The 13,639-nt window shown below is 70.8% G+C and carries 12 protein-coding genes and 1 tRNA gene; 10 read left to right on the top strand and 3 right to left on the bottom strand.

The features are described 5' to 3' along the window. Positions 1-25 precede the first annotated feature (25 nt). Together ACP7TJ_RS11525 and glmS are read left to right on the top strand one after the other, a co-directional pair. Positions 26-283 (top strand): hypothetical protein, encoded by a 258-nt coding sequence (locus tag ACP7TJ_RS11525; RefSeq protein WP_006131553.1) that lies wholly within the window; start codon positions 26-28, stop codon positions 281-283. Positions 284-295: 12 nt separating this feature from the next. Next, positions 296-2,113, top strand: a complete 1,818-nt coding sequence (gene glmS / locus ACP7TJ_RS11530) for a glutamine--fructose-6-phosphate transaminase (isomerizing) (RefSeq protein ID WP_093767210.1) — start codon at positions 296-298, stop codon at positions 2,111-2,113. Between the two features lie 126 nt (positions 2,114-2,239). Here the strand turns inward: glmS and ACP7TJ_RS11535 are convergent, their stop codons facing one another. Further along, on the bottom strand, positions 2,240-2,767 hold the full coding sequence (locus ACP7TJ_RS11535) for a universal stress protein (RefSeq protein ID WP_093767209.1): 528 nt from the start codon (positions 2,765-2,767) through the stop codon (positions 2,240-2,242). 319 nt (positions 2,768-3,086) lie between these two features. Between ACP7TJ_RS11535 and ACP7TJ_RS11540 the strand changes: the two genes are divergently transcribed. The 4 genes from ACP7TJ_RS11540 (at position 3,087) to ACP7TJ_RS11555 (ending at position 5,927) form a co-directional block, all read left to right on the top strand. Next, the gene (locus ACP7TJ_RS11540; protein ID WP_367546735.1) at positions 3,087-3,398 is read left to right on the top strand and encodes a hypothetical protein; all 312 of its coding nucleotides are present in this window, start codon (positions 3,087-3,089) and stop codon (positions 3,396-3,398) included. A 378-nt stretch (positions 3,399-3,776) separates the two neighbouring features. After that, positions 3,777-5,009, top strand: coding sequence for a helix-turn-helix domain-containing protein (locus ACP7TJ_RS11545; protein ID WP_093767207.1), 1,233 nt, complete (start codon positions 3,777-3,779; stop codon positions 5,007-5,009). A 123-nt stretch (positions 5,010-5,132) separates the two neighbouring features. Further along, positions 5,133-5,735, top strand: coding sequence for an oligoribonuclease (gene orn, locus ACP7TJ_RS11550; protein ID WP_093767206.1), 603 nt, complete (start codon positions 5,133-5,135; stop codon positions 5,733-5,735). 119 nt (positions 5,736-5,854) lie between these two features. Continuing rightward, positions 5,855-5,927, top strand: a tRNA-His gene (locus tag ACP7TJ_RS11555). Positions 5,928-6,029: 102 nt separating this feature from the next. Here ACP7TJ_RS11555 and ACP7TJ_RS11560 read toward each other — a convergent pair. Then, positions 6,030-7,085: a LacI family DNA-binding transcriptional regulator gene (locus ACP7TJ_RS11560; RefSeq protein ID WP_387619002.1), complete on the bottom strand. Its 1,056-nt coding sequence runs from the start codon at positions 7,083-7,085 to the stop codon at positions 6,030-6,032. A 343-nt stretch (positions 7,086-7,428) separates the two neighbouring features. Here ACP7TJ_RS11560 and ACP7TJ_RS11565 point away from each other — a divergent pair, with 343 nt between their 5' ends. From ACP7TJ_RS11565 to ACP7TJ_RS11580, 4 genes are all read left to right on the top strand, one after another. Further along, a complete protein-coding gene (locus ACP7TJ_RS11565) occupies positions 7,429-8,787 on the top strand; it encodes an extracellular solute-binding protein (protein WP_093767204.1) in 1,359 nt (452 codons plus the stop codon). Positions 8,788-8,792: 5 nt separating this feature from the next. Continuing rightward, positions 8,793-9,803 carry a carbohydrate ABC transporter permease gene (locus ACP7TJ_RS11570; RefSeq protein WP_427767331.1) on the top strand — a complete coding sequence of 337 codons (1,011 nt, stop codon included), beginning with the start codon at positions 8,793-8,795 and terminating at the stop codon, positions 9,801-9,803. Positions 9,804-9,814: 11 nt separating this feature from the next. Beyond that, the gene (locus ACP7TJ_RS11575) at positions 9,815-10,720 is read left to right on the top strand and encodes a carbohydrate ABC transporter permease (protein ID WP_093767202.1); all 906 of its coding nucleotides are present in this window, start codon (positions 9,815-9,817) and stop codon (positions 10,718-10,720) included. Between the two features lie 114 nt (positions 10,721-10,834). Next, the gene (locus ACP7TJ_RS11580; RefSeq protein ID WP_093767201.1) at positions 10,835-12,274 is read left to right on the top strand and encodes a GH1 family beta-glucosidase; all 1,440 of its coding nucleotides are present in this window, start codon (positions 10,835-10,837) and stop codon (positions 12,272-12,274) included. Positions 12,275-12,495: 221 nt separating this feature from the next. Here the strand turns inward: ACP7TJ_RS11580 and ACP7TJ_RS11585 are convergent, their stop codons facing one another. After that, complete coding sequence (locus ACP7TJ_RS11585; RefSeq protein WP_427763044.1) at positions 12,496-13,614, bottom strand: chitinase; 1,119 nt, start codon at positions 13,612-13,614, stop codon at positions 12,496-12,498. Positions 13,615-13,639 lie beyond the last annotated feature (25 nt).

The raw sequence follows: 13,639 nt of genomic DNA on the forward strand, positions 1-13,639 counted from the left end.
GCCGCCGGTACTCCAGGATCATCGGGTGCACGACGAACTTGTCGATCATCTGACGCGGTCCACGCCCCTCAGCCGGGGCGAGGCGCTGCGTGTGATCCAGGACGTGCTCGCCTACTTCGACGAGACGACCGAGGAGTACGTCCGTCGCCGCCACCGCGAGCTCCAGGCCCAGGGCCTGGTGAACGCGACGATCTTCCAACGGATCGAGGCGGACCTGAGATACCGCGCGGTGGCGCCGCCCGAGCTCTCGCTCCGGCAGCTGCGCCGCATCGTCTACGGCTAGGAACATACCTGTATGTGCGGAATCGTCGGTTACATCGGCAGGCGTGAGGTCGCCCCCCTGCTGCTCGAGGGCCTCCAGCGTCTGGAGTACCGCGGCTACGACTCGGCGGGCATCGCCGTGACCTCCCCGAAGACGGGGACCCTGAAGACGGTCAAGGCCAAGGGCCGGGTGCGCGACCTGGAGGCCAAGGTCCCGGCGCGCTTCAAGGGCACCACCGGCATCGCCCACACCCGCTGGGCCACCCACGGCGCCCCGTCCGACGTGAACGCCCACCCGCACCTGGACGCCGAGGGCAAGGTCGCCGTCGTCCACAACGGCATCATCGACAACGCCGCCGACCTGCGCCGCAAGCTGGAGGCGGACGGCGTCGAGTTCCTCTCCGAGACCGACACCGAGGTCCTCGTCCACCTCATCGCCCGTTCGCAGGCGGAGAAGCTGGAGGACAAAGTCCGCGAGACGGTCCGCCTGATCGAGGGCACCTACGGCATCGCCGTGCTGCACGCCGACTTCCCGGACCGCATCGTCGTCGCCCGCAACGGCTCCCCGGTCGTCCTCGGCATCGGCGAGAAGGAGATGTTCGTCGCCTCGGACATCGCCGCGCTGGTCGCCCACACCCGCCAGATAGTCACCCTCGACGACGGCGAGATGGCCACCCTCAAGGCCGACGACTTCCGTACCTACACCACGGAGGGCACGCGCACCACCGCCGAGCCCACCACCGTGGAGTGGGAGGCCGCCTCCTACGACATGGGCGGCCACGACACGTACATGCACAAGGAGATCCACGAGCAGGCCGAGGCCGTGGACCGCGTGCTGCGCGGCCGGATCGACGACCGCTTCTCCACCGTGCACCTGGGCGGCCTGAACCTGGACGCCCGCGAGGCCCGCCGCATCCGCCGTGTGAAGATCCTCGGCTGCGGCACCTCGTACCACGCCGGCATGATCGGCGCGCAGATGATCGAGGAGCTCGCGCGCATCCCCGCCGACGCCGAGCCTGCCTCCGAGTTCCGCTACCGCAACGCGGTCGTCGACCCCGACACCCTGTACGTCGCGGTCTCCCAGTCCGGCGAGACGTACGACGTGCTGGCCGCCGTGCAGGAGCTGAAGCGCAAGGGCGCCCGGGTCCTCGGCGTGGTCAACGTGGTGGGCTCCGCGATCGCCCGCGAGGCGGACGGCGGCGTCTACGTGCATGCCGGCCCGGAGGTCTGCGTCGTCTCCACCAAGTGCTTCACCAACACCACGGTCGCCTTCGCGCTGCTCGCCCTGCACCTGGGCCGCACCCGTGACCTCTCCGTCCGCGACGGCAAGCGGATCATCGAGGGCCTGCGCCGCCTCCCCGCCCAGATCTCCGAGATCCTGGACCAGGAGGAGGAGATCAAGAAGCTGGCGCTGGAGTACGCCGAGGCCCGCTCGATGCTCTTCATCGGCCGCGTCCGTGGCTACCCGGTGGCCCGCGAGGCCTCCCTGAAGCTCAAGGAGGTCTCCTACATCCACGCCGAGGCCTACCCGGCCTCCGAGCTGAAGCACGGCCCGCTGGCCCTGATCGAGCCGGCCCTGCCGACGGTCGCGATCGTCCCGGACGACGACCTGCTGGAGAAGAACCGCGCGGCCATGGAGGAGATCAAGGCCCGCAGCGGCCGGATCGTCGCCGTGGCGCACCAGGAGCAGGAGAAGGCGGACCACACGATCGTGGTCCCCAAGAACGAGGACGAGCTGGACCCGATCCTCATGGGCATCCCCCTCCAGCTCCTCGCCTACCACACGGCCCTGGCCCTCGGCCGCGACATCGACAAGCCCCGCAACCTGGCCAAGTCGGTCACGGTCGAGTAGGACGCCCCGTAAAGGGGCGCGGGGAACTGCGCGCTCAGCCCCCACTGCCCCGCAGCGGCCGACGAACGAGAACGGGCCCCCACGTGTTGCCAGCCAACACGTGGGGGCCCGCCTCACATCACCACGTCATGGAATGACGACAACAGGCCGCTGCGCCCGCTTCGCCAACCTCCCCGCGACCGACCCGAAAAGCCGCCCCACGAGCCCGTGGGTAGAACCCACGACAATCGCATCGGCCGCGTACTCCCGCCCCACCTCTTCGAGTTCATGACAGATGTCCCCGCCCCGCTCGACGAGGATCCACGGCACCTCGGCCAGATAGTCCGCGCAGGCCAGCTCCAGCCCCAGCACCTCCGTGCGGTGGTCCGGGACGTCGACGAAGACCGGCGGCTCGCAGCCCGCCCACACCGTGGTGGGCAGCCGGTTGGCGACATGGACGATGATCAGACCGGAACCGAAGCGCCGCGCCATGCCGATGGCGTACGCGAGGGCCCGTTCGCTGGACGTGGACCCGTCGAAGCCGACGACCACCCCGTGCCGGAAGGCGGGGTCGCACGCATGGCGTGATTCCTCCGCCGCCAGGGGTTCGGACGCCGTCGGATCGGCGACCGGCCGCTTGCGGTCCGCGGGTTCGAAGAATTCGTGACCGGCCATGGCTGTCTCGGGGTTGTGATCCTTTGATGGGGACGACAGTGTGCGGCGGAGCTGTGTCCGGGAAGTATCTTCCCCACCCCATACCCCCAAGGGTACGGCGGCACGCCTCCTTGGCCCAGATCCCGCGCGAACCGGGAGGCGGGTTCCCCGGAGCATGCACGAGGGTCCGCCCACGACGCAACGGTTGCTGGCCTGTACAGGCGGTTTGCGGGGTATTCGCTTGACAGCTGAACCATCCGTCTCGGGAAACCCGCACGGTGACCAACGGACGGCCCGCCCGTTGGGATGGTTGGACCGCACCCCGACAGGAAGCGCCCCGATGCCCCGCCCCGCCCACGCCCCCGACCGGCCCCCGGAGGACGACCTCCTCCGCTGGGCCGCGTTCGCCTGCCTGCCGGCCGCCGCGGCCCTGCTGTGGCGCGGCGCGCCGTTCCTCACGGCGGCCGGCGTGGTGTGCGGTCTGGCGGCCGTCACCGCCGCCTCCCGCCTGCTGATCCGCCGCTCCCGGCGTCTCGGCTCCCCCGCCCGCTCCCCGCGCCTCGGCGCCCACCCCCACGCCCGGCGTGTCGGCGCCCCTCCCCACGCGCGGGCGCACGCCCCGCGGAACGCCGGACAGACACCGGCCGGTTGACCGGTTTCCGCGCCCCCGCTCGTCTCTTTTCAGCCAACTTCCGGTTCTGGCGCACCCCGTGCCGCAAGCACCCCCCAACCCTCGTTCCACCTGCACGGAAAGCACCTCGCGGGCCCCGCGCACCCTACGTGCTTTGGCCACCGCGACGAGGCGCACTTCCCTGCACGGCGCGCGAGTGCAACGCTTCGTGATCGAATGCTTCACGCCAAGTTGCCAAGTCGACAATGCACCGAGTGCCGAACTGGCCACCGGTGCGCGACGGGACACAGTAGATTCGATCTTGACTGTCTTACGGCGGGGGACTCGTGCAGGACCGAGGGGAAACGTGCAGGAGCGACACAACCGAGGAGCCGCGACCACCGAGGGGGGCTTAGCAGGATGAGCCACGACTCCACTGCCGCGCCGGAAAACGCGGCCCGGAAACTCTCCGGGCGCCGCCGCAAGGAGATCGTCGCGGTGCTGCTGTTCAGCGGCGGCCCCATCTTCGAGAGTTCCATACCGCTGTCGGTGTTCGGGGTTGACCGCCAGGACGCCGGCGTGCCGCGCTACCGCCTGCTGGTGTGCGGCGGCGAAGAGGGCCCGCTGCGGACCACAGGGGGCCTGGAACTCACCGCGCCACACGGCCTGGAGGCGATATCCCGGGCGGGCACCGTCGTGGTGCCGGCCTGGCGATCGATCACCTCCCCGCCACCGGAGGAGGCCCTGGACGCGCTGCGCCGGGCCCACGAGGAGGGCGCCCGCATCGTCGGGCTGTGCACCGGCGCCTTCGTCCTCGCGGCGGCGGGCCTGCTGGACGGCCGTCCCGCGACCACCCACTGGATGTACGCGCCGACGCTGGCCAAGCGCTATCCGTCGGTGCACGTCGATCCACGCGAGCTGTTCGTGGACGACGGCGACGTGCTGACGTCCGCGGGCACCGCGGCCGGCATCGACCTGTGTCTGCACATCGTGCGGACGGACCACGGCAACGAGGCGGCCGGCGCGCTCGCCCGCCGCCTGGTGGTCCCGCCGCGCCGCAGCGGCGGCCAGGAGCGCTATCTCGACCGGTCTTTACCGGAGGAGATCGGCGCCGACCCGCTCGCCGAGGTCGTCGCCTGGGCGCTGGAGCACCTCCACGAGCAGTTCGACGTGGAGACGCTCGCCGCCCGTGCGTACATGAGCCGCCGCACCTTCGACCGCCGGTTCCGCTCGCTGACCGGCAGCGCGCCGCTGCAGTGGCTGATCACACAGCGGGTGCTCCAGGCGCAGCGCCTGCTGGAGACGTCGGACTACTCGGTGGACGAGGTGGCGGGACGCTGCGGCTTCCGCTCGCCGGTCGCGCTGCGCGGCCACTTCCGGCGCCAGCTCGGCTCGTCCCCGGCCGCCTACCGGGCCGCGTACCGGGCACGGCGTCCGCAGGCCGAGCGCGGCCAGGACGCCGGGACCGCGCAGGGCGCCCCGGGCGGGGGCATGCCGTCCGGGCGGCCGGAGCCCACGGGGCACTCGATGCCGCAGCAGCTGCAGACGGACGGGGTCCCGCACCAGTCGCGCCGTACGGCGGCGGCCGGCGCGCTGGGGTCGTCCCTGACCGCGTCGGCGCCGGGCGTCCCGGGGCAGCGCGGCGCGCCCTGAGGTGACCGCCGGGAGGGCCGGAGGCCGTGTGCCTCCGGCCCTCACCGCTGTGCGGGCAGATCCGGGGAATCCCCGCTTCACCACCCGGTAACGCCCGGCGTCACGCACCGTAGGGTGAGACACATGAACGATCGCATGGTGTGGATCGACTGCGAGATGACCGGCCTCTCGCTGTCGGACGACGCGCTCATCGAGGTGGCCGCCCTCGTCACCGACTCCGAGCTGAACGTGCTCGGCGAGGGCGTCGACATCGTCATCCGCCCGCCGGACCGGGCCCTGGAGACGATGCCGGAGGTGGTGCGCGCGATGCACACCGCGTCGGGGCTGCTCGACGAGCTGCCGAACGGCACGACGCTCGAGGACGCCGAGCAGCGGGTCCTCGCGTACGTCAGGGAGCACGTCAAGGAGCCCGGCAAGGCGCCCCTGTGCGGGAACTCCGTCGGCACCGACCGCGGCTTCCTGCTGCGCGACATGCCGGCCCTGGAGAACTACCTGCACTACCGGATCGTCGACGTGTCCAGCATCAAGGAGCTGGCCCGCCGCTGGTACCCGCGGGCGTACTTCAACAGTCCCGAGAAGAACGGCAACCACCGGGCGCTCGCCGACATCCGCGAGTCCATCGCGGAGCTGCGCTACTACCGCGAGGCCGTCTTCGTGCCGCAGCCGGGACCCGACTCCGACACCGCGAAGAAGATCGCGGCGAAGTACGTCCTGCCTGCTCAGTAGGGGTGCCGAGGGGGCTCAGGGGGGCCGCGCGGAAAGGCGTGCGCGAGCACCCCTTCGGACCCTGTACACTTTTTCTCGGCCGGTCGGGGAAGTCACTGATCTCCCGGAAACAGGCCGTGGTGGGTGTAGCTCAGCTGGTAGAGCACCTGGTTGTGGTCCAGGATGTCGCGGGTTCAAGTCCCGTCACTCACCCTCACCGCAGAAGCCGGTGACCTCCTCGAGGTCACCGGCTTCCGGCATTGCGGGCCCCGGCCGGACGCGGACGCCGCCGCCCGCGTCCCCCGGCCCGCGCGCTCAGGACGACGCGCGCGCCACCAGTTCCGTCGCCAGCACCATCTGACGCCGCTCCAGCTCCCGCGTCGCGGACGGGCGGCGGTCGGCGACCTCGGCGAGCAGCAGGTTGGTCATGGCCCGGCCCATCTCCTCGATCGGCTGGCGCACGCTGGTCAGCGGCGGGTCCATGTGGCGGGCGATCGCGGAGTCGTCGTACCCGACCAGCGCCACGTCGTCCGGGATGCGGCGGCCCGCCTCGCGCAGCGCCTGGCGGGCGCCGGCCGCCGTGACGTCGGAGGCGGCGAAGACCGCGTCCAGGTCGGGGCGGCGCTCCAGCAGGGCCTCCATCGCCCGGCGGCCGCCTTCCTCGGAGAAGTCGCCCCGCTCGATCAGCAGCTCGTCCGCCTCGTGGCCCGCGTCGCGCAGCGCGTCCCGGTAGCCGTCCACGCGGCGCTGGGCGCCGTAGACGTCCAGCCGGCCGGTGATGTGCGCGACGGTGCGCCGGCCCCGGCCGATGAGGTGCTCGACGGCCTGCCGGGCGCCGCCGTAGTTGTCGGAGTCCACCGAGGTGAGCGTCTCGTCCGCGGAGCGGGGGCCGCTGATCACGGCGGGGATCTCCAGCTGGGACAGCATGTCCGGCAGCGGATCGTCGGCGTGCACCGAGACCAGCAGCACGCCGTCCACCCGGTGCGCGGCCAGGTACTCGGCGAGCCGCTGCCGCTCCCGGTCGCTGCCCGCGAAGATCAGCAGGAGCTGCATCTCGGTGTCGGACAGCGCGGCGCCGACGCCGCGAAGCATGTCGGAGAAGTAGGGCTCGGTGAAGAACCGGGTCTCCGGCTCGGGCACCACGAGCGCGATCGCGTCGGTGCGGTTGGCCGCGAGGGCGCGGGCCGCGGTGTTGGGGACGTAGCCCAGCTCGGCGACGGCCGCCTCGACGGCGGCGCGTGTGGCCTCGCTCACCCGCGGGGAGCCGTTGATCACGCGCGACACGGTGCCGCGGCCCACTCCGGCGCGCGCTGCCACCTCTTCGAGGGTGGGGCGGCCACCGCTCCGGCCCCGCACTCCGTGGCTTGCCATCCGCCCCCGCCTTCCTTTGTGTGTCACCCTGGCCTGGAATGTAACAGCCCCGGCAGCGACGGTGACCACCCGCGAGGGCGTCCGTGCGGACCCCGGCCTTCCGAAGGGGCGGCACCCCGGGTCAAGTTAACGGGCAGATAACTGAACGCACTTTGCCGCGTCTGTTCCCTTGACACCCCCGCCCGGACCCGCGACTCTTCAACACATCACTTGTGGGAGCGCTCCCACGGTACCTGACACATACACAACCCGCACGTTCCCCGCCCGAGCCGCAACGCGCAGAATACGGGTCAACAACGCCGTTGGCCGGGGGGTCGGCACGTCAGGGCAACAGGAGGACGCAATGCGAGCACGTACCCTGCCCCTCACCAGGCAGCGTTCGGGCGGGGGGAAGCCCTTCACCCGCAAGGCGCTTGCCGTCGCGGCCGTCGTGTCGCTGGGCACCGGGCTGCTGGCCGGCTGCGCCGACGACGGCGGAGACGACAGCTCCGGTGGTTCTTCGTCCGGCGAGGGCAAGACCACGATCACCATGGGTCTGTTCGGCACCATGGGCTTCAAGGAGGCCGGCCTCTACGCCGAGTACGAGAAGCTCAACCCGGACATCAAGATCGAAGAGAACGTGGTCGAGCGGAACGAGAACTACTACCCCGCTCTCGTCAACCACCTGACCACCAACAGCGGGCTGATGGACGTCCAGGCCATCGAGGTCGCCAACATCGCCGAGGTCGTGGGCACCCAGGCGGACAAGTTCACGGACATGTCCAAGGTCGAGGGTGTGAAGAAGGACGGCTGGCTGCCCTGGAAGTGGGAGCAGGCCACCGCCAAGGGCGGCGAGACCATCGCGCTCGGCACGGACGTCGGCCCGATGGCCATCTGCTACCGCAAGGACCTCTTCGAGAAGGCCGGTCTGCCCAGCGACCGCGAGCAGGTCGGCAAGCTGTGGGCCGGCGACTGGAACAAGTTCATCGCCACCGGTGAGAAGTACAAGAAGAAGGCCGGCGAGGACACCTTCTTCATGGACTCCCCCGGCGGCCTGCTGAACGCCGTGCTCAGCAGCGAGAAGGAGAAGTTCTACGACGCCTCCGGCAAGGTCATCTACAAGACCAACCCCGCCGTGAAGGCCGCCTTCGACCTGACCGCCGACGCGGCAGAGAAGGGCCTGGTCCAGTCGCAGACGCAGTTCCAGCCGGCCTGGGACACCACCATCGCCAACAGCAAGTTCGCCACCGTCGCCTGCCCGCCGTGGATGCTCGGCTACATCAAGGGCAAGTCGAAGCCGGAGGCGGCCGGCAAGTGGGACGTCGCCGTGGCCCCGAAGTCCGGCAACTGGGGCGGCTCCTTCCTGGGCGTGCCGAAGAGCGGCAAGAACGTCGAAGAGGCGCAGAAGCTGGTCGCCTGGCTGACCGCGCCCGAGCAGCAGGCCAAGCTGTTCAAGGTCCAGGGCTCCTTCCCGAGCGCCCCGGCCGCGTACACCAGCCCGGAGGTGACCGGCGCCACCAACGAGATGACCGGTGACGCGCCGATCGGTGAGATCTTCTCCGAGGCCGCCAAGCAGATCCCGGTCCAGGTGATCGGCCCGAAGGACCAGATCATCCAGCAGGGTCTGACCGACAACGGCGTCATCCTCGTCACCAAGGGCAAGTCGGCCGCGGAAGCGTGGGAGACGGCCACCAAGACCATCGACAACAACCTGGACCAGTGACCCGCATGGCCACCCGCTCCGACATCGCCGCGTCCCCCGTCAAGGGGGGCGCGGCCCCGGGCCGTAGGCCCGGCAGCCGCTCCGCGGACAAGGACGACCGGCGCCGGTCCAAGCTGTCGCGCCGCTGGCAGCGCGACGCCCGCTGGAGCCCGTACGCGTTCGTCTCGCCGTTCTTCCTGCTGTTCGCGGCCTTCGGGCTGTTCCCGCTGATCTACACCGGCTGGGCCTCGCTGCACCAGGTCGAGCTGACCGCGCCGACCGACATGAACTGGGTCGGACTGAAGAACTACACCCGGATCTTCGACGACGACTTCTTCTGGAACGCGGCGCAGAACACCCTGACCATCGGCATCATCTCCACCGTTCCGCAGCTGATGATCGCCATGGGCATCGCCCACATCCTCAACTACAAGCTGAGGGCGTCCACGTTCTGGCGGGTCGCGATGCTCGCCCCGTACGCCACCTCGATCGCCGCCGCGACCCTGGTCTTCGTGCTGCTCTTCGGCCGTGACTACGGCATGATCAACTGGGCGCTCGGCGCGGTGGGGATCGACCCGGTCGGCTGGCAGGACGACAAGTGGCCCGGCCAGATCGCCGTCTCGACGATCATCATCTGGCGCTGGACCGGCTACAACGCGCTGATCTACCTGGCCGCGATGCAGGCGATCCCGCAGGACCTGTACGAGTCGGCGGCGCTGGACGGCGCCAGCCGCTGGCGGCAGTTCCTGCACGTGACGCTGCCCTCGCTGCGTCCGACGATCCTGTTCACCGTGGTCGTCTCGACGATCGGCGCCAGCCAGGTCTTCGGCGAGCCGCTGCTGTTCGACCCCAACAAGGGCGCGTCGGGCGGCGCGGAGCACCAGTTCCAGACGCTCGGCCTGTACCTGTACGAACAGGGCTGGGTCAACCAGCACCTGGGCCGTGCCTCGGCGATCGCCTGGACCATGTTCGCGATCCTGATCGTCATCGGCCTCATCAACCAGCTCATCTCGCGCCGGCTGCGCGCCAGCAGTTAAGGAGTGTGGCCGTGACGACGACTGCGACGCCCCCCGAGACACCGATCGTCAAGGACCAGAAGCGCTCGCGCCTGCCGAAGTCGGCGCGGGCGGGCGGCACCCTGCACGGCGGACCGCTCGCGTACGTGATCCTCACCGTGTTCACGCTCGTGTCGCTGTTCCCGCTGGTGTGGACCGCGATCGCCGCGTCCCGTGACAACCAGCGCTTGGCGGAGAACCCCCCGCCGCTCTGGTTCGGCTCGAACCTGTTCAAGAACCTGGAGATCGCCTGGAAGGACGCCAACCTCGGCGAGGCCTTCCTCAACACCACCATCGTGGCGGGCATCTCCGCGGTGACCATCGTGGTGCTGTCGACGATCGCCGGGTTCGCCTTCGCCAAGCTGCGGTTCAAGGGCCGTAACGCCCTGATGCTGCTGGTGATCGGCACGATGATGGTCCCGCCGCAGCTCAGCATCATCCCGCTGTACATGATGGTCGCCAAGCTCGACTGGACCGACCAGCTCCAGGCGGTCATCTTCCCGTCGCTGGTGAGCGCGTTCGGCGTGTTCTTCATGCGGCAGTACCTGCTCCAGGCGCTGCCCGACGAGGTCATCGAGGCCGCGCGGGTGGACGGCGCGAGCAGCTGGCGCGTGGTGTGGCACGTGGTGTTCCCCGCCGCGCGGCCGGCCATGGCCGTGCTCGGCATGCTGATGTTCGTGCAGGCGTGGAACGACTTCCTGTGGCCGTTCCTGGTGCTGACGCAGACCGGCAACCCGACCGTGCAGGTCGCGGTCGCGGGTCTCGGCCGCGGGTACACCCCCGACCAGTCCCTGATCATGGCGGGTGCGCTGCTCGGCACGCTGCCCCTGCTGCTGGTCTTCGCGATCTTCGGCAAGCAGATCGTGGGCGGCATCATGCAGGGCGCGGTCAAGGGCTGACGCCCGCACCCGATTCCGGTGGGGCCGGGTCGCCGCCGCCTCGGCCCCCTTCCTTCCTCTCACGTATCCGTCGGTCTTCCACGACCCCTATGCGACCTCTATGGGAGCGCTTCCATGTCTGACTCCGCCACGCCGGCGACCCCGGTGACCTTTCCTCCGGCCTTCCTCTGGGGCGCCGCGACCTCCGCGTACCAGATCGAGGGGGCGGTGCGGGAGGACGGACGTACCCCTTCCATCTGGGACACCTTCAGCCACACGCCGGGAAAGACGGCCGGCGGCGACACCGGTGACATCGCTGTCGACCACTACCACCGCTACCGCGACGACGTGGCGCTGATGGCCGACCTCAACCTCCAGGCCTACCGCTTCTCCGTGTCCTGGTCCCGGGTGCAGCCCACCGGCCGCGGCCCGGCCGTGCAGCGCGGTCTGGACTTCTACCGCCGGCTGGTCGACGAGCTGCTGGAGAAGGGCATCAAGCCGGCCGTCACCCTCTACCACTGGGACCTGCCGCAGGAGCTGGAGGACGCGGGCGGCTGGCCGGAGCGCGACACCGCCTACCGCTTCGCCGAGTACGCGCGGATCGTGGGCGAGGCGCTCGGCGACCGCGTCGAGACGTGGATGACGCTCAACGAGCCCTGGTGCAGCGCCTTCCTGGGCTACGCCTCCGGCGTCCACGCCCCCGGCCGCACCGACCCGGCCGCCGCGCTGAAGGCCGCCCACCACCTCAACCTGGCGCACGGCCTGGGCACCAAGGCGCTGCGCTCGGTGATGCCGGCCCGCAACCAGATCTCCCTCAGCCTCAACACCTCCGTGGTGCGCCCGCTGAACCCGGACGACCCGGCGGACCGTGCGGCGGCCCGCAAGATCGACGACCTGTCGGGCGGCGTCTTCCACGGCCCCGTCCTGCACGGCGCCTACCCGGAGACGCTGCTGGAGGCGACCTCCTCGGTGACCGACTGGTCGTGCATCCAGGACGGCGACCTGGACACGATCCACCAGCCGATCGACGCGCTGGGCCTCAACTACTACACGCCGACCCTGGTGTCGGCCGCCGACCCCGACGACAAGGGCCCGCGCGCCGACGGTCACGGGGCGAGCGAGCACTCGCCGTGGCCCGCCGCCGACGACGTGGCCTTCCACCAGTCGCCGGGCGACCTGACGGAGATGGGCTGGTCGGTCGACCCGACCGGGCTGCACGAGCTGATCATGCGCTACCACCGCGAGGCTCCCGGCCTGCCCCTCTACATCACGGAGAACGGCGCCGCCTACGACGACAAGCCGGACGCCGACGGCAAGGTCCACGACCCGGAGCGCGTGGCCTACCTGTACGGCCACCTCTCCGCGGTGCGCCGGGCCATCGCCGACGGCGCCGACGTGCGCGGCTACTTCCTGTGGTCGCTGCTGGACAACTTCGAGTGGGCGTACGGCTACGAGAAGCGCTTCGGCGCCGTGTACGTCGACTACGTCAGCCAGAAGCGGACGCCGAAGTCGAGCGCGCTGTGGTACGCGCGTGCGGCGAAGGCGGGTGCGCTTCCGGAGCCCGAGGGCATCTGACGGCCCTCGGGCTCCGGGAGGAACGGGGCGCGGGTGCGGGGGGGGCGGGGCGCGGCGCCCCGGGGGAGTGCCGCGCCCCGCTCGTGTGCGTCCGGGCCCTGCCACGCAGGCCGGGGGCCTGCCGCCGGACGCACGGGTGCCCCGGCCGGGTGGGGGGTAGGGTCCGGCCGGGGCACGCGTTCCCCGTTTCCTCAGGTGGCTCGGTTCGTCCGCCCGGCGGCTCAGCTGTAGGCCGCGAACGCCTTGGAGAAGGCGAACGTGTCCTGGAGGATCGAGCTGCAGGTGGCGTCGGCGGCCGGCTTCTCGCCCTCGGGGCACTGCCGGTCGCGGGTGCCGGACCACATCGACAGCCGCCCCAGTCCCTTGGCCTTGGCGAACTCCACCAGCTGGGTGGCGTCCTCGACCGTGAAGATCTCGGTGACGACGTCGTTGACGCCGATCATCGGGGTGACCGCGACCGTCCTCCACGCCTCGGCCTCGCCGAGCCCGAGGACGTCCTTGAGCTGGGCCTGGGTGGCGGTGGCGGCCTGCTCCGCGTAGGTGCCCATGTCGCCGCTGTACGCCGGGCCGTAGTCCATCGCCATGATGTTGACGGCGTCGATGCGCACGCCGTTCTCCTTGGCGTCGGCGAGGAGGTTCACGCCGTCCTGGGTGAGCCCTTCCGGCATCACCGGGAGGGTGAAGGAGACGTCCAGGTCCGGGTGGGACTTCTGCAGGGCGGCGATCGCCTGCGCCCGGCGGGTGTTGGCCTCCGCGTTCGGCAGCGCGCCGCCCTCGACGTCGAAGTCCACCTTCGTGAGCCGGTAGGTGTCGACGACCTCGGTGTAGGCGGCGGTGAGCGCCTCCACCGAGCCGCAGGTGGTGCCGAGTTCGGAGCCGGCCGCGCCGCCGAAGGAGACGCGGACGTCGCCTCCCGCCTCGCGCAGCGCGCCGATCCGCGCGGCCACCGGGTTGTCGTCGAGGCCGCCGGTGCCGCCCCACTTGGGGGTGCAGCCGCCGCCGTCGGTGACGAACGCGAGGGTGTACTCCTTCACGCCGGTCGCCTCGGCACTCGCCAGCAGGTCGAACGCCGGGCTGAGGGAGGTGTCGACATAGGGGGCGAAGCCCGCGCCGGTGGTCTCCGTGGGGCCGGCGGCCGTCTCGGTGGCGGGCTCGCCCGTGGCCAGTGCGGTGTTCGTGAACAGGAACGCTCCGCCGGCGGCGACGGCCGCGGCCGCCACCGCGCCCATCGCCTTGTTCCTGCCGCTGATCCTGCGCCGGTGCGTGCTCATCGCATGCCTGCCTTCGTCGCGTTCGTGGGGGAGGTCGCGGCAGCACGCTAGTGATCCGGAACCGGACAACTCGCCTGATCCGGACGGCGGCAGG

Source organism: Streptomyces sp. DSM 41931, assembly GCF_050271085.1.
Classification (GTDB): Bacteria; Actinomycetota; Actinomycetes; order Streptomycetales; family Streptomycetaceae; genus Streptomyces; species Streptomyces albogriseolus.

Excerpts from the sequence above, each read along its gene's own strand:
- glmS (WP_093767210.1), top strand. The coding sequence starts at position 296 with ATGTGCGGAATCGTCGGTTACATCGGCAGGCGTGAGGTCGCCCCCCTG.
- ACP7TJ_RS11535 (WP_093767209.1), bottom strand. The coding sequence starts at position 2,767 with ATGGCCGGTCACGAATTCTTCGAACCCGCGGACCGCAAGCGGCCGGTC.
- ACP7TJ_RS11540 (WP_367546735.1), top strand. The coding sequence starts at position 3,087 with ATGCCCCGCCCCGCCCACGCCCCCGACCGGCCCCCGGAGGACGACCTC.
- ACP7TJ_RS11545 (WP_093767207.1), top strand. The coding sequence starts at position 3,777 with ATGAGCCACGACTCCACTGCCGCGCCGGAAAACGCGGCCCGGAAACTC.
- orn (WP_093767206.1), top strand. The coding sequence starts at position 5,133 with ATGAACGATCGCATGGTGTGGATCGACTGCGAGATGACCGGCCTCTCG.
- ACP7TJ_RS11560 (WP_387619002.1), bottom strand. The coding sequence starts at position 7,085 with ATGGCAAGCCACGGAGTGCGGGGCCGGAGCGGTGGCCGCCCCACCCTC.
- ACP7TJ_RS11565 (WP_093767204.1), top strand. The coding sequence starts at position 7,429 with ATGCGAGCACGTACCCTGCCCCTCACCAGGCAGCGTTCGGGCGGGGGG.
- ACP7TJ_RS11570 (WP_427767331.1), top strand. The coding sequence starts at position 8,793 with ATGGCCACCCGCTCCGACATCGCCGCGTCCCCCGTCAAGGGGGGCGCG.
- ACP7TJ_RS11580 (WP_093767201.1), top strand. The coding sequence starts at position 10,835 with ATGTCTGACTCCGCCACGCCGGCGACCCCGGTGACCTTTCCTCCGGCC.